21 protein-coding genes and 1 other RNA gene are annotated in these 15,181 nt (G+C 36.4%); 16 read left to right on the top strand and 6 right to left on the bottom strand.

The features are described from left to right. Positions 1-16: 16 nt before the first annotated feature. Together IV80_RS04705 and IV80_RS04700 are read left to right on the top strand one after the other, a co-directional pair. Positions 17-889, top strand: a complete 873-nt coding sequence (locus IV80_RS04705) for an ABC transporter ATP-binding protein (protein WP_057750282.1) — start codon at positions 17-19, stop codon at positions 887-889. Then, positions 889-1,623 carry an ABC transporter permease gene (locus IV80_RS04700; RefSeq protein WP_057750279.1) on the top strand — a complete coding sequence of 245 codons (735 nt, stop codon included), beginning with the start codon at positions 889-891 and terminating at the stop codon, positions 1,621-1,623. Before IV80_RS04705 ends, IV80_RS04700 begins: the two co-directional genes overlap by 1 nt. 189 nt (positions 1,624-1,812) lie before the next feature. On the opposite strand, the gene IV80_RS04695 is transcribed toward IV80_RS04700, so the two are convergent. The 4 genes from IV80_RS04695 to IV80_RS04680 all read right to left on the bottom strand — a co-directional run bounded on the left by IV80_RS04695 (position 1,813) and on the right by IV80_RS04680 (position 4,520). After that, positions 1,813-2,496 carry a helix-turn-helix domain-containing protein gene (locus IV80_RS04695; RefSeq protein WP_057750276.1) on the bottom strand — a complete coding sequence of 228 codons (684 nt, stop codon included), beginning with the start codon at positions 2,494-2,496 and terminating at the stop codon, positions 1,813-1,815. A 186-nt stretch (positions 2,497-2,682) separates the two neighbouring features. Continuing rightward, a complete protein-coding gene (locus IV80_RS04690; RefSeq protein ID WP_057750274.1) occupies positions 2,683-3,444 on the bottom strand; it encodes a hypothetical protein in 762 nt (253 codons plus the stop codon). Continuing rightward, positions 3,437-4,150, bottom strand: coding sequence for an ATP-binding cassette domain-containing protein (locus IV80_RS04685; protein ID WP_057750271.1), 714 nt, complete (start codon positions 4,148-4,150; stop codon positions 3,437-3,439). The genes IV80_RS04690 and IV80_RS04685 overlap by 8 nt, the downstream gene beginning before the upstream one ends. Further along, the gene (locus IV80_RS04680; protein WP_057750268.1) at positions 4,143-4,520 is read right to left on the bottom strand and encodes a GntR family transcriptional regulator; all 378 of its coding nucleotides are present in this window, start codon (positions 4,518-4,520) and stop codon (positions 4,143-4,145) included. Before IV80_RS04680 ends, IV80_RS04685 begins: the two co-directional genes overlap by 8 nt. A gap of 166 nt (positions 4,521-4,686) precedes the next feature. Between IV80_RS04680 and IV80_RS10235 the strand changes: the two genes are divergently transcribed. From IV80_RS10235 to IV80_RS04660, 5 genes are all read left to right on the top strand, one after another. Then, positions 4,687-4,818, top strand: coding sequence for a hypothetical protein (locus tag IV80_RS10235; RefSeq protein WP_261763744.1), 132 nt, complete (start codon positions 4,687-4,689; stop codon positions 4,816-4,818). Beyond that, positions 4,787-5,155, top strand: coding sequence for a hypothetical protein (locus IV80_RS04675; protein ID WP_083490517.1), 369 nt, complete (start codon positions 4,787-4,789; stop codon positions 5,153-5,155). Before IV80_RS10235 ends, IV80_RS04675 begins: the two co-directional genes overlap by 32 nt. Positions 5,156-5,204: 49 nt before the next feature. After that, positions 5,205-6,170 carry a DUF368 domain-containing protein gene (locus IV80_RS04670; RefSeq protein ID WP_057750262.1) on the top strand — a complete coding sequence of 322 codons (966 nt, stop codon included), beginning with the start codon at positions 5,205-5,207 and terminating at the stop codon, positions 6,168-6,170. 136 nt (positions 6,171-6,306) lie between these two features. Then, positions 6,307-6,639 carry an ArsR/SmtB family transcription factor gene (locus IV80_RS04665; protein ID WP_057750259.1) on the top strand — a complete coding sequence of 111 codons (333 nt, stop codon included), beginning with the start codon at positions 6,307-6,309 and terminating at the stop codon, positions 6,637-6,639. 47 nt (positions 6,640-6,686) lie between these two features. Next, the gene (locus IV80_RS04660; protein ID WP_057750257.1) at positions 6,687-8,363 is read left to right on the top strand and encodes an oleate hydratase; all 1,677 of its coding nucleotides are present in this window, start codon (positions 6,687-6,689) and stop codon (positions 8,361-8,363) included. A 92-nt stretch (positions 8,364-8,455) separates the two neighbouring features. On the opposite strand, the gene IV80_RS04655 is transcribed toward IV80_RS04660, so the two are convergent. Continuing rightward, on the bottom strand, positions 8,456-9,268 hold the full coding sequence (locus IV80_RS04655) for a LicD family protein (RefSeq protein ID WP_057750253.1): 813 nt from the start codon (positions 9,266-9,268) through the stop codon (positions 8,456-8,458). Positions 9,269-9,712: 444 nt separating this feature from the next. On the opposite strand from IV80_RS04655, the gene IV80_RS10160 reads away from it, so the two are divergent. From IV80_RS10160 to IV80_RS04625, 9 genes are all read left to right on the top strand, one after another. After that, a complete protein-coding gene (locus tag IV80_RS10160; protein WP_164481732.1) occupies positions 9,713-9,862 on the top strand; it encodes a hypothetical protein in 150 nt (49 codons plus the stop codon). A gap of 51 nt (positions 9,863-9,913) precedes the next feature. Continuing rightward, positions 9,914-10,285, top strand: a transfer-messenger RNA (tmRNA) gene (gene ssrA, locus IV80_RS09985). A 209-nt stretch (positions 10,286-10,494) separates the two neighbouring features. After that, positions 10,495-10,689, top strand: coding sequence for a hypothetical protein (locus IV80_RS04650; RefSeq protein WP_057750250.1), 195 nt, complete (start codon positions 10,495-10,497; stop codon positions 10,687-10,689). A 106-nt stretch (positions 10,690-10,795) separates the two neighbouring features. After that, a complete protein-coding gene (locus IV80_RS10180; RefSeq protein WP_236699572.1) occupies positions 10,796-11,065 on the top strand; it encodes a hypothetical protein in 270 nt (89 codons plus the stop codon). Further along, a complete protein-coding gene (locus IV80_RS10175; protein WP_236699571.1) occupies positions 11,062-11,487 on the top strand; it encodes a DNA/RNA non-specific endonuclease in 426 nt (141 codons plus the stop codon). Before IV80_RS10180 ends, IV80_RS10175 begins: the two co-directional genes overlap by 4 nt. Before the next feature lie 229 nt (positions 11,488-11,716). After that, positions 11,717-12,430 carry a hypothetical protein gene (locus IV80_RS04640; protein WP_057750248.1) on the top strand — a complete coding sequence of 238 codons (714 nt, stop codon included), beginning with the start codon at positions 11,717-11,719 and terminating at the stop codon, positions 12,428-12,430. Positions 12,431-12,720: 290 nt separating this feature from the next. Next, positions 12,721-13,158 carry an AraC family transcriptional regulator gene (locus IV80_RS04635; RefSeq protein WP_057750246.1) on the top strand — a complete coding sequence of 146 codons (438 nt, stop codon included), beginning with the start codon at positions 12,721-12,723 and terminating at the stop codon, positions 13,156-13,158. A gap of 148 nt (positions 13,159-13,306) precedes the next feature. Further along, on the top strand, positions 13,307-13,897 hold the full coding sequence (locus IV80_RS04630) for a DJ-1/PfpI family protein (protein ID WP_057750243.1): 591 nt from the start codon (positions 13,307-13,309) through the stop codon (positions 13,895-13,897). Between the two features lie 263 nt (positions 13,898-14,160). Then, entirely contained in the window at positions 14,161-14,670 is a 510-nt protein-coding gene (locus IV80_RS04625; RefSeq protein WP_057750241.1) for an NUDIX hydrolase, read from the top strand. Between the two features lie 55 nt (positions 14,671-14,725). Here IV80_RS04625 and IV80_RS04620 read toward each other — a convergent pair whose 3' ends face one another. Continuing rightward, positions 14,726-15,175, bottom strand: a complete 450-nt coding sequence (locus IV80_RS04620) for an NUDIX domain-containing protein (protein ID WP_057750238.1) — start codon at positions 15,173-15,175, stop codon at positions 14,726-14,728. Positions 15,176-15,181: the final 6 nt, after the last annotated feature.

The raw sequence follows: 15,181 nt of genomic DNA, 5'->3' as shown, positions 1-15,181 counted from the left end.
ACAAGGAGATGATGGGATGACAATTACTGTTAAAAATCTAGGTAAAAGCTATGGCAGCCTTAAAGCGTTGGATATTGATCAGTTAACAATTGAACCTGGTCATACGTATGGCATAGTTGGTGCCAATGGGGCGGGGAAAACAACTTTTTTCAAATGTTTGACTAATATTATTACGGATTATTCTGGAGAAATCATTTTTGATGGACATGATCCCAAAAAAGAAAATGCTATTTTAACCAAAATGGGTATTGTCCTGGATGATCTTTCGGTGTATAAGGACTATACGGCGAGATTCAATATTCAATATTTTGCTGGTTTGCGTGGACTTTATGATGTCAAAAAGGTTGAACAGATGGCAGACGAGATTGGCTTGTTGTCTGTTCTAGATCGTCCTGTTAAAACTTTCTCATATGGTATGCAGAAAAAATTGGTGCTATTAATTGCGTTGGTGAATTCAGCGGAAGTTTTGATTCTAGACGAACCCTTTCGCGGGTTAGATCAGGATACAGTTAAATGGTTTCAGACATATTTACGGCAGTGGACTAAACAGGAAGCACACACTTTGCTAATTTCTAGTCATGTCCAATCTGATTTGGAGAGCTTGTGTGAAACAGTTTTTGTGATTGATCACGGACGAATCATTGAGACATTGGACTTGACGGCCCAAAGTACACATGCTTACCGTTTAATTGCAACTAATAATGACGAAGAGTTTGAAAATCTATTGGCTTCTGAAGCTGTTTCCTTTGTCAAGACAGAAAAGGGTATCAAAATTGATATTAATTCTGAGTCTTGGAAAAAGTTGTATCCACAATTGGCGGAACATGAGATTGTCATGACGTCAATGACCAATGTATCTATTTTGGATCAACAAGGAGGGGTTGCCTAATGAATGCAAGATTAATTTTTAAGATGGAAATATTTAAGTATTTACGTGATAAATATTATTTGATAGCAAACTTAATCTTGTTGGGATTAAATGCAATTGCCACGATTGCACTCGTTAATTATGAACATCTTAGTTCTTCATTATTAATTACAAGTATTACTTCAGCCATCTTATTGTTTGTGAGTAACTTGGTATTTCTGGGAATCATTTACCCCTTTCATTTGTTAGCCATTGATTATAAAAATCGTGTGTTGGCTTTGATGGTAGCATCGGGTGTGAATCGAAATAAATTATTCTTTGCCAAAATTGGTGCTGTGATTTTAGCGAATATTGTGGTTAGCTTTATTTTATTGGTGGTACCAATTGCCACGATCCTTTATCAAGTGGGTAACCTTGGCGGCTGGGATGAACTGTTTAGAGATATGGGAGTGTTGTTGGTTCCTCAAATGATCCCGCTAAGTATTAATGCAGTACTCAGTTACGTAGCTGGTTTATTTATTTTAATGACGGCAGTAATTATGACACAGGGAAAGACCTTAAGTATTTTACTGTATTTTGGCTTCAATATCTTGGTCGGCATAATCACTTCATTTGTGAACACGTTAGTATCTAGTGATTACGCCTTTACGCGGCAATTGAATGGTGATGGCATTTTTGGTAGTGTGATCGAACTTGTTGTTATCTTGGTTTTTGGTTTGATTGCCTTACAGCAACTTAGGCATCAAAATCTCTAATTTTTGATTTTTTTGAATTTGCAAATAATTTGCATTGAAAATACCGTTATTTCTGTATTTTAAGAGAAATAACGGTATTTTTATGATCAATCTTTGGTTATGCTGTTTTTATTTGGTACAAGGTTGAAACGGTAATGGAATACCAATTATGTGAGTTGTGGTTTTTTTGTAATTCGGCATAAAATTTAGTTAATCAAACGGCCACCACGGAATTTTCTTACCCGTCCTGGAACCTTCAGTTTTATAATTATATTTGGTGTAAATGTTGCCAGCTTGTTCACGCATGACTAATGGAATCTGTGCTTTTTTCAACAAACGGGTGTTAGAAACATAAGAACCCTTATGTTGAACTACAGCCCAACGTTTCTTTGCGGTGTATTGACCTGTAGAAAATTGTAGCCAACTGCCGCTGCCAAAAACATTATCAGAAACAAATGCATCTACACGTGTGCCTTGTTGATGATTTTTAGTTGGCGTGGGTAAAACCGTGTACCCAATTTGCGTTTTAAGAAACGGATTTAGACGATCAATATCTGCATTTTGTGTAGCACGACCATAGCCTAAAAGAATCAAGACTGTTAACATTAGTAGAAATAAACTAACAAGTGCGACAAATAGATGTTTGTACCTTTGCTTGGAACGGACATCAGTACTGATTTGTTTGACAACTGGATTTTTTTCACCTTTCAATAAAGTATCTAACGAAAGATTTAAAATGTGGCTAATTTGAACTAAAGTATCTAGATTAGGATAGCTCAAATCGTTTTCCCACCGTGACAATGTTTGTCGAGTTACATGAAGTTGGGCTGCTAAATCTTGTTGGGTTAAATGTAATTGTTTCCGGGATGCGCGTAATTGATCAGATAATTTCATTATTTTCTCCTCCATTTCTATCGTACCTGCTAAGAAGCGAAAAGTAACGCAATTATCCTGTTACATTTGTCCGATTTTAGGAATATTCTTAAACTTAAATTGATTAGACACAAAATGTAAGTGAGATTTTGGAAGTAAACAAAAATGAAATGAATTACCTAAGTTTGAGTAATTCATTTCATTTTTTTATTTGGCTTCAGTCCAATATTTAAGGAGATAAATGTTAATTAGTGAAAACAGGATGACCCAGAGAAGCATGAAACCACTTAAAATAAAGATGGGTCCTATAATCTGATAAAGAGTACCCATAGAGTAAACAGGTGAGAAAAAATTATTTACATAGTTTCCAATTGTATTATCAATGGTACTTAAAACGAAAAAGAGGAGAAAGAAGACGACAATGTAAAGTACAAGTTGGATAAAGCCTTGTTTAGTCTCAGGTAGAAAAGTACTGATCATTTTACCCAAAAGATGCACCATGCTAATAAAAGTCCAACCAACTAGTAGTAAGGTAAAAATCAACGCAAGTCCACTGGTCACATAACCAAATAAATGACTAGTGTTGGGCATGTTAAAATCAGCTAAATCAAGTGAACCTAGAAGACCTGTAATGATAGTTTCCAGAATTAAGAAATACACAAAATTTAAAAAAGTAGAAAGCAGGTTAGAAATATATAAGCGCGTGTCTGTAATCGGGATAAGGCGGAAAACACTGTTTGTCCAAATGTGCTCAGTTCTTAAGGCTAGCAGAACAAAGAGCACCATGGTAGCCAACATACCATATGATGCGAAAAAACCGGCTGGGTCTAAAGCATCTAAATGACCTTGCTGCCATAACTGAATAATTAGTGTAATTACCAAGGCAAGTAATTGAAGACCAATTACTTTGTGGACACTTGAGCTTTTTTGTCTGATCATCGTTCTCATGAGTTTTATTGAACTAGTCATTTTCTTTGCCCCCTGTATAGATGCTTTCGTAGTAATCCTCAATACTTTGACCGTATTCTTCGCGAATTTTATCGGCCTTTTCTGAAACAACCATTTTTTTATCTTTAATAATCAAAACGGCATCCAAAATATTTGCCACGTCATCAACATGATGATCACTGATTAAAATTGTGGCATCAACGGGCTTCCATTGAAGAATACTTGCAATAATCTTTTTGCGACTCATACTATCGATTCCGTCAAACGGTTCATCCAGTAGATAAAGTTGAACTTGACGTGACAGTGTGATTGCAATAATAAATTTCATTCGATTTCCTTTAGAGAGATTACCTAATCGTTGGTGCAGATCTAATTCAAGAAATTCTGCCAATCTTTTGAAGGCACTCTCGGAAAAGTCTGGATAAACGGCCTGATAAAACTCAGCAATTTTTTCCATACGATCATGACTGTTAACGCCATCCAGCTGATGACTAAAGCTGACCAATTGTTTACGTTCAATATCTTGGGTATTGCCGTTGATACTAATTTCTCCATGAAACCCTTTAGCTGCGCCACTTATTAATCGCATGAGGGTCGTTTTACCAGCTCCGTTAGCACCTAGAAGGCCAATAATACTGCCACTTTCTGCTGAACAATTTACTTGTTTAAGGATACTAGTTAGGTTTCTTTTGTAAGAAAGATTGTTAATCGATAATATTTCAGTCATGGTGGACTTCCTTTCGCGAATTAATATATGTTTTTAGATAAAGCAACATTTCATCTGGCGAAATGTTTAGAGCAGAAAGCTGATCATAAAGCTCACGAACCTGTGCTTCAACTACATCATTTTTAAGCTTCACTAATGTTCGTGTATTTGTAGTGACAAAGTTGCCTTTTCCACGTTGAGTGACTAAGACACCCTCATCAATAAGCTCACTTAGTGCACGTTGAATTGTATTAACGTTGACTGTCAAGCTGACCGCTAGTTGACGGATGGCCGGAATTTGCTGGCCTGGTTTGAGTTCTTCAATGATGATTTCACGGTAAATGTACTGCTTGATTTGATAGTAAATCGGGATCTTATCATCGAATTTCATGGTGTTCCTCCTTAATAGTGTAATAGATTACTATTACACTATATCTCTTTTGGCTTTATTTTACAAGAAGTTGATTATAAGACATCAAAAATCTTTTGATAAATGCTATTAATCAGAATCAAAATTCGGTATGCTAAGGTAAATAAAGAGGTATAGGAGAAAATCAATGTCACATAAGTTTCGAATATGTGGTGCTATGGTCATTGTGCTTTTTGGAGTCACAAGTGGTTTTTTGGTTGTAAAAGACCGTCACGAGCACCAGGCGGTTGAACAAACAATTCAAACTTATCAAAAGTAGTTTTTTGCCCTTACAACGGCTAACTAAAGTTAAAGTTCCGAAAGTGGCTGGGTTGGTAGTGCGTCAGAGGTGTCTCCGTAAGTATAAAAATTCCAGTCAACGTGATTTACTTGGAACTGTGAGTAGCGTAAGCGATGCTGAAATGAACCGCGATCCAACGCTAAATCAGTTAGACCGTACTGGAAGAAGTGGCATTGAAAAAAGATATAATGCCAGATTGGCTGGTACAGATGGGGGACAATTGTATTTTAAAAATCCTAACGGCGACATTGTATATCAATTGAACAATAAAGTTGTCAATGGTCAGAATATAAAACTCAGTGAAGTTATGAAATGACACAAGAATTAAAGTTCGCTATAATTAAACTCATATAAGTAGCCGGTTTATGACCGGACAGATGGACGAAAGAAAAGAGGTAAAGCAAATAAAAACAAAAGCATTTGTGAACGCTGTAAAGGGGTTCTTAATCGGGATTGCGTTAGTGATTCCAGGATTGTCTGGTAGTATGTTTGCCATTGTGGTTGGGTTATACGAAAAAATGGTAGCAGCCATTTCAAGCTTTCGTAGCCATCCTCGGCAAAATATCAAATTTTTGTTGCCGATTATGGTCGGCGCAATTGTCGGCGTTTTAGCCTCAACCAAGCTGGTACTATGGCTTTGTGAGGCATTTCCGGTGATGAGTTATGGCTTTTTCATTGGTTTAGTCATTGGTGTTTTACCGTTTGTTTATCAGAAAATCAGGTTTCAAAGGTTGCATTTATTTGATTTTGTTCTGATTGTTCTAGGGTTTGTGTTCATTATGCTTGTGAGCCATCAAGGCAGCACAGGGCTTAGTGATTTTGTGGCATTGACGAGACTTAAAAGTGTGAGTGATTGGTTCACAATTGGATTTGCAGGTCTTTTCGCCATTTCTATGATGATGATTCCCGGAATTTCTGGAGCCGTCATGTTAATGATGGTAAATCAATATGGGACAATCTATAATTCGGTTGCTAAACTGGTGGACACCGCCTTATTTATTTTAGTAGGCAAGTTTGATCAAGCAAGGGCGGCTTTTGGCTCCGTAATCATATTACTACCCTTTATTATTGGTGCATTCATTGGTGTTATCCTCATGGCCAAAATTCTGAATTACTTATTGCACCGTTATGCACATCGTGTGTATTGTGCAGTACTTGGTATTATTTTGGCCGGTATTTGGATTCTGACGGAACTTGCCTTAAAAGGTGCAAGCGTCAGTGTGCAAGATGGGGGAACATGGTTGAGTGCTGGGTTTGCCTTAATTATTTTTATTGTGATTGGTGTTTTGGCTACAATCTTTTTGGATAAACAGGATTCCTCTAATGTGTAACTGAAGTGGGAATCGAAAGGCGTCTTTTGTGAGATGCCTTTTTATTTTTTACTTGTAAGCGCTTGCTAAAATTGAACAGACATGCTATTCTATTCATAGATTTAAATATTTAAATGTATGGATAGAAGGTGAGCCAATGAGTAATAGTGAAATGGAGCCGAAGCAAAAAGCGGCGCTAGATGAATTTATTAACGATTTAGATATTTTAAACGCCTTAGCTGATAAACATCGGCAACAGATCATTATTTTACTAGGCGCACGTTTGAAACAGGGGATGACAGTTGGAGACTTAACTGCGCAGTTGGATATTTCTCAACCCGCTGTTTCTCATCATTTAAAAATATTACGCGGCGTGCATATTGTGGATTCTTTGAAGAATGGTTTGGAAAATAACTATTTCTTGACCTTGGACGATACGTTAGAGCGCTTAGAGAGAATTGTGAAATTGATCCGGGAATCTAATGCATAGCTAGGGTTTAACTGAAGTTAGAAAGTGAAAAGATTGGAGAGGATATTATGGCAAAAGCTTATATGATCGGTAGCGGAGTAGGTAATTTAGCGGCCGGAATTTATTTAATCCGAGACGGCGGTTGGAGCGGTGACCAAATTACGGTGTTTGGACTCGAAAAACACGGTGCTAATGACGGTGCCAAGGTTGCTGACTATGAGTCAGAATATGGTAATTCCACTTTGAGTAATCATAAAGGTTTTCTTGCTAAAGGTGGCCGAATGTTGAACGAAGAAACCTATGAAAACCTGTGGGACGTATTACGTTCGGTACCTTCACTGGATAATCCTGGGCAGTCAGTTACAGATGATATCTTAAACTTTGATCATGCACATCCCACCCATGATGTGGCACGTTTAATGGATCGTGTGGATGGCATTCGCAATAAAGGGGATCAAAAAGATTACAATCACATGCAATTTGATAACCAAGATCGATTCTGGTTAACAAAATTGATGATGTTGCCTGAAACCAAAGAATCCCAGCTAAATGATGTCAGCATTGAGCAGTGGTTTGCTAAAACGCCTCACATTTTTACAACCAATTTCTGGTACATGTGGCAGACTACCTTTGCTTTTAAGAAAGAAAGCTCAGCAATGGAGCTGCGACGTTATATGAATCGAATGATTTTGGAGTTTAGTCGAATTAATACTTTAGCCGGTGTTACCCGAACACCGTATAATCAATATGAAAGTATCATTTTACCAATGCGTAAGTATTTGAAAGACCATGGTGTTAACTTTGTAAACAATCGCAAAATCACCGCGTTTGAATTCAAAGATACGCCGTTACGAGATGATATTATCGTTACTGGTTTGAAATATGAGGATGTTGATAAAGACAATCAAGAAGGCAGAATCGATATCGATGAAAACGACTTTGTTTTTGACACAAACGGATCAATTACGGATAGTTCTTCGATTGGTGATTTCAATACACCCATTGAAGAAAATTTGGAATATGCACCAAGCGCGGCACTCTGGAAACAGGCTACCGAACACTTCTATAATTTAGGAAATCCAGATAAATTTTTTGCAGATCGTAAACAAAGTGAGTGGTTGAGTTTCACGGTCACGACAAATAATCATTTCTTGTTAAATGAGATTTCACGAATTACGCAGCAAGAACCTGGCAATGCCTTAAATACCTGGGTGGATAGCAATAACTTATTATCCATTGTGGTTCATCACCAGCCACATTTTCACGCTCAAAAGGAAAATGAAACCGTCTTTTGGGGCTATGTCATGTATCCACGACGTAAGGGCGATTATGTGGACAAACCATTTATCCAAATGACTGGTAAAGAAATGTTAGAGGAGCTCTTAGGACATTTAGCCGCTGTGGATCCGGCTCGCGATAATATTGCGGACCATAAGGAAGACATCATGGCTAGCATTGTGAATGTGATTCCTGCTTATATGCCATATGCAAGTGCGCTGTTTAATCGACGTGCAGTTGGGGATCGTCCAGCAGTTGTGCCGAAAAATTCCAAGAATTTGGCCTTCATTAGTCAATTTGCTGAAATGCCATTTGATATGGTCTTTACTGAACAATATTCTTTCCGCTGTGCACAAGTTGCGGTTTATCATTTCATGGGCATTCCAGACAGTGAACTAACGCCCTTGCACCATTATGAAAAACAGCCAAAGGTTTTAGCTAAAGCAACAAAGACAATGTTTAGATAAATCAAATTTTATCATCCGTACAGAGAGACTGATGAAAATAAACAGGAGTTATAAATACTGGTAGATCCGGTATTTAGAGCTCCTGTTTTAGTTTAATCGATGTGCTTACCATTCACGATTAACACATCTACATGTTTTTCTTTTTGATCTTTTTCTGGAGGTAACGTCATGTAATCATCGTACATGCGTCTTAAAATGCGGTCGTAGGCTTCAGGAATTTTTACTTTGATATCTTCAAATTGGTGCGAAATGAGTTCTGTGATTTCTGCCTGGCTCATGACTTCTTTGTCATAAGCATATTGCGAAGCGTAATTCTTATAGTGATGAAAAGGTTCATGGTTGTACAAACGCATAATGTTTTCACGCTTCTCTTTAAGCTTTGCCACTGACATGTAGTGATTTAGATCGTTAGTTTCTGGATCTTTTCGAAAGGGGGTCTTGATAATGTTGTAGCCTAATCTCAAAAGAATCCTAGCGTCAAAATAACGAAAGCGGCTATAAACGGCACGGCGAATTTCAGGTTGTCGAGGGACTTTGTCAAACGGAAAGATATCCACAAAAACGCCTTTTTTTGCATCATTAACGTTGTTCCGCTCTTCAATGTAGGTGTCCGTATCAATAAGTTTCATGTAACTGAAGGCAAAATTAGGGTCTGTGTCTGCTGTTTGCATAAAATAGTGGGTATGTTGTAATAAACCGGGTGCAATTGACGCAAAACGATCGTAATCATCACGACGCATGCCAATATCAACATCATCATCCCAAGGAATAAAACCATTGTGACGGATCGCCCCCAGTAAGGAACCTCCAATGAGAAAGTACTTAATGTGATGTTGGTCACAGATTTTGACCACTAATTTTAAAATATTTAGTTCAATGCGATGCAACTCACTAATTTGCGACATAAAGTAAAACTCCTTGTTTATCTAATACCTTAAGTGTACACTGTCCGGTGACTCTATGCCAAGCTGATTTCATTAAGATTTGAACATATGCCAAAGGTTGATTGTGGCTTCTAACAACATTCCGATTGCCATCATGTACATAGCAATCATATTCTGGTGTATGAATACAAAGTAAGTCAAAATTAAATAGAAAAGAAAAAATAGAATTGCGGTGAATTTAGAATTCCCAGTCATGTTAATGCCTCCCTTGAATATTACTACTACTATTTTAGTTTAAAATGATTCTAATTACCACCCGAAAATGAAACCGATCACATTGAATGTTAAACTTTTTTAAATGTGTCCCCTAAATAGTGGGGTTCTTGGTTGACAATTGTCTGATGAACCCTTATATTGGTACCTAAGATAGGGTTTAAATGGAGAGAGCCATAGGAGGATTTTACAATGAGAAAAACCAAAAATGCGTTATTAGAGTATTTGCTTAAAAATGTTTCGAATGCGGACCTTGTGAACAAATTATTAGTTACGATGGTTTCTCGTGGTCAAATTGCCTTGGTTCCCGCATCTAATTCTGGAACCCAGTCACAAAAGTGAGCTAGATAATTGCTTTTGTATTAGGCTGTGGTATATTAGTAGTGTTGTTTTGGGGTCGTTATGGATTCGACAGGTATAGGTTGAGTCTGGATTGCGCTTCGTAGGTTACGTCTACGTAAAAACGTTCAGTTTAAATTATAACTGCAAAAAATAATAACAATTCTTACGCTTTAGCTGCTTAATAACAGCTTAACGTAGATCTGCCTGGCATCGTCCATGTGTTAGATACAGGTCTTAAATTTAGTGGACTCACGCAAGGTACTCCCATCTGAAGTGACTTGAAGAGACTAATCAGATTAGCTGGTCAAGAGAACCCTGACATACGGTGTTTTGATTAGTGAAATTTAAATAGTATGCCTATGAGCGTAGATATCTGGGTGGCAATATGCTTGGACGCGGGTTCGATCCCCGCCGACTCCATTAAGTGAATAAGATAGCTGTCAATAGTCTTCAGAATGCCGTTTTTATGCGGTTTGTTCTGAAGGCTATTTTCATTTGAAATAATTGCCTAGTTCAAAATAAGATTCGCCAACTAATTTATGATTGACAACAGATGAAATTCTCAGTGTCATTAACTAGCTGTTCATTTTAAATCAGTGGAGCAGTTATTTTTGTTTAAGGAGCGTTTTTTTATGGCCTATCGTGTAAAAGATACGAAAAATAATAAATTTGTTTGGACCTATTTAGATTTAGTGGAAGTTAGTGTTTCTGAGAAAGATGCGACAAAAATTGCAACTTATGAAGAGGCATCAGATTATTTAGGAATAGCAAAGATCTTAGTCAAAAATACTGATGAACGGCATTCATTTGTCAGCGAAGAAATCTAGTGAGGATTGGAAAGAAACTACTAATTGGCTGGTAACTTTATTCGTTGTTATTACGGCTTTGTTGGGTGTCAATCGATAATCGGTCAAGAATTATATAGATCAAGGATTGGGACAAAATTTATCTGAGCAGATCAGAATAACCAATAAAAGCAACGGTATTCAAAATGTTAAAGATGATAATTTACGTAGTTTGACATTTAAAAGTGTTGGTACCGCATATTTAAAAGTAAATGGTAATAAAAGTACTTTGAATACGGCTGCTTGGAAAATAAGTTATGGAAGTTTAGACAACTTGAATCGAACAATCACGGTAACTGGGTATTTGGAACGACGTAATTTGGTTCAATCAAGCACACGTACTAGTCAAGATTGGTGACCTATAGGAGTATTAATGGCCGGCAAATTGAGGTACTTCACGGTGGACATCTCCTAGCTTATTCAATTACAGGCAAATTTAATAAGGACGGTCAATATGATGTTAATGAGTTGGGATTGCTGGACAATCCTAAAAATTTATCAACTCAAACGGAATTTAGTAATCAAAAAACCATGCAACTATTTGAAGAAAGAGTCCGTAATACTTTAGAAGCGAATAAAAGAGTGATTTATCAGGTTTCAACTGTTTTTAAGAATCAGGATTTAATGCCAATTGGTTATCATTTACAAGCATTATCAACAGATAAATCACTTGATTTTAACGTGTTTTTTTGGAATGTCGAGTCAGGAGTTAAATTTGATTATACGACTGGACGTTCCAAGATTGATCGGTCAATGAAAGTAAGTGACTCAACCGAATAGTTATATAACAGTGGAAGCTTGAAAAAAAGTTTCTACTTCTTTAATTAAACGTAAGAAATAGTGCCTTGAAATATTAGTTGCTTAATATTAACTAACTTCCAGGGGAGAAATCGTGATTGCTGATTTGAAAAACACGAAATGGTGTGTTACCCTTTTCATCGAAAGCGATAATGTCAGTTATCAGTGTTTACAATATTAGTTACAAAATTTTTTCGGGGGGAATTAAGATATGTTAAATAAAAAAGGTTTAATTGGGATAGTTTCAGTGGTAACAATTTCATTATTTATGAATTTTGGTAGCGTAGCAGATGCAGCTACCACGAGTGCAAGCTCAAATAATTCGTCTGACTCAGAAAGTATCGATAGTTCAGAACAAGGCGCCACAATGAAGGATCCAACTTCGAACATAAAAATAACAATGGAAAAAGCATCTTCTTCAAACGTGAATAACTCGTCTCTAGATTCTTCTGAAAATGATGCGAGAGAAGAAAGTCTTGAAAAAGGCGCCACAATGGGAGACCCAAGTTTTTATATGGAAGAAAACAAGAAAACACACGTAATCAGATGGAGCAGAACGCCGTTTCCAAAATCAATGGAATCTTCTGATTGGGTAGGCCTTGATAGCATAGATGATTCATCTTCAAAATCTTCGAATAATAAGGATGATGCCCAAACGGATAGCAAGGCAGATAAAACAAAGTCCGTTACAAATGCTAATACTACAAGCACGACAAACAAAACGAGTGTTGTTGCTAAAAAGGCAAATAAAATTAGTACGATAAAAAGCACTTCTAACAAAGATATTTCTAATAAATCGAGTGTTTTACCACAAACGTCTGAAAAGAATGGTAGTTTCATATCAGTGATTATGGGTATGTTGTTCTGTGTAAGTATGTTTTGGTGGATATTTGATTATAAATTGGTAAATAAATATAAAATATAATTAAATGTCCAAAAATTAGGCTGTTCTTAATGAGTTGAATATTTTATACCGTAATAGAAACTATGAAAATAGTTTCTATTTTTTTGAAGCGGTATGTAAATAATCGAAATGATGAGTAAAGTAACTCAGATTGTTAAGCTTCATAAATAAACATGTATTTTCATCTTTACAATTTGGATTCACATAAAGATGTGAATTAAATTCGTATAAAAAAATAATGCATTTCATTTTAACTGGCGGTATGCTACTAATACAGGGCGCCTGAGTATTAGAATCGGAGTAGCGTAAAAATGAATATTGAATGTTTAAGACCAACAAGAGTCGCCTATTTTAGACGAATAGGTCCTTATGGAATAGAAAATAACAAATTAATGACATCTTTTAAAAATTGGGTTAGATCTGAAGGCCTTTTTAGAGGATCAACCATTTTAGGGATAGCGTTGGATGATCCCCAAATAATTGCTAATGAGAATTGTCGTTATGATACGTGTCTTATTATCAATAAAAGTAAATTTAGAACGGCCGTTGAACAAAGAATTTTGCCGGGAGGAAAATACGCTGTTTTTTTAATTAGTCATGACGAAAAATCGATCAATGAATTTTACAGGAATATGTGTCAAATAATTGATGATCATCATGTAAATATGGTTAAGCAACCGGTCATTGAACGTTATCAACAGACTTTCGTTGATAGAGGATATTGTGAAATTTTAATTCCAATCAAATAAGTGCTAGTGAATAAGCTTAGCAATTCTTTTAATAAATAATGTGAGAGTGCCACTATTGAGAACAGCTTAAAATTTCATTGTATTTAACTATTGGGAGATGTATATTAGCAATATGGCGAACATACATTCGCAAATGGAGGATTATATAATGAAAAACGCAATTTTTGTGATGTTAGAGGACTATGCGGATTGGGAGTATGGTTATTTGGCAAGTCAGTTAAATAAAAGTGTCGCTTGGAACGTAAAAACCTGTTCAACGACTAAACTAGTGGCATCAATTGGTGGTTTTGAAACTAGAGTGAATTATTTAATTGATGAACTGGCCGAACCATGTGACCTTCTCGTATTGATTGGTGGCAATTCATGGAAGATTAAAAACGAACCATTAAAAAAGTTCATTGCAACTCACTTAGCTGCGAATAAACCGACCGCAGCCATTTGCGGTGCAGTAGATTATTTGGCTGAGAATGGACTGTTACTGCATTATAAGCATACTGGCAACGCCCAGTATTTATGGCATGATTTTAAAGAATATACGAATCAAACTGAATTTATTCCTGTACAAGCTGTGCATGATCGTAATCTTGTCACGGCTAATGGCACTGCTGCGTTGGAATTTACTAATCTTGTATTAAAAATGATCCATTTTCTTCCCAATTCAGAGGCAGATAAAGCTACAGATTTGTATAAATTAGGTTTTTACAAATATTGTGATAAATATGGAAATCCGTTTGCGTAGTGCAATTTAGAAATCATGTGGAGATGAGCTGACGATAGCTGTATTAATTGACAGTGGTCCTTGTGAGACGTGATGATTTACAGTAAAATCAACCAAGAATTAGAAATAAATTTAAATGAGTTGGAAATTGATAAATGGCCTTTTGTGTTTGTAAGAGAAATTTGATTTAAATCGTAAATCAGAACAATTACAATTTTCGGGGCGGATGAATTATTTTGTAGTAATATATGCAGTTTCTAATTGGTCTAAGGAGGATTGACCAGATGACTAAAAAATACCATCGTGCTTTTGGTGTATATGGTGTAATCACACACAAAAATAAATTAGTAGTCATTAAGAAAAATGGTGGGCCTTATATTAATCGCTACGATTTACCAGGAGGCAGCTTAGAAGATGGAGAATCACTTGAAAAAGCGATTGGACGTGAAATTGAAGAAGAAACAGGCCTACAAGTTATCAAGCTAAATCAACTCGGAACGACGAGCTTTAAATATCCTTGGCATTATGAAAAATGGTTGTATAATCAGCATATTTGTGTGTTTTATCGTGTGAATGAGTGGCAAGGAACAACAGTTGCATATGCTTCTCAATTTGTGGGGCAAGATTCTTTAGGAGCCAAATGGCTGTCGTTAGACCAATTGAATTCCAGCAATGCTTCGCCACTGGTTTTAAAAGCAAAGGCGTATCTTGAAAATGATGAGCAATTTGACGTTTCCGACCAGGTATTTCGTGATTGGAAAGTTTTACAGTCACAGGTGTTTGATAAGAAATAGATTTTATTAAAAAAGCGAGAGCTGGGAAAATACCCGCTCTCGCTTTTATTTACGATCAGGAAATGTCTTGCCAATATTGCGTGTGCTTTGGAATTTCTTTTAAACCTTGGAAGACATTGGGCTGGATGTCAATGTGCTGTAATTCAGTAAAGGATTGCCACGCCAATTTGTGGTGCTTGTTGGTGTACTTCGGAATAGTATCTTGGGTCCTAACTAGATATAAGAGTACTACTTGCTGAAAGTTATTCGGCATGCGATGTTCAATGACAAATAATAGGCGATCAATCTGCACATGAATGTGCAATTCTTCCCAAAATTCTCTTAGAATGGCATCTTTTGATGATTCATCAAATTTAACTTTACCACCAATAAATGTAAAATGAGCTGCCGAATCCTGCGTGACATGCACTAAGTAACGGTGGTGGGACTCTAGTAAACCAGCCGATCGAAAATTGAATTTGTACTTTTTGTTTGTAAAAATAATGTCATTTAAATTTGGATCCATGTGCAC

The organism is Pediococcus cellicola, from assembly GCF_001438655.1.
Classification (GTDB): domain Bacteria; phylum Bacillota; class Bacilli; order Lactobacillales; family Lactobacillaceae; genus Pediococcus; species Pediococcus cellicola.
The sequence above is the reverse complement of the archived record's forward strand: the minus strand, read 5'-3'. Positions and strand labels throughout refer to the sequence as shown.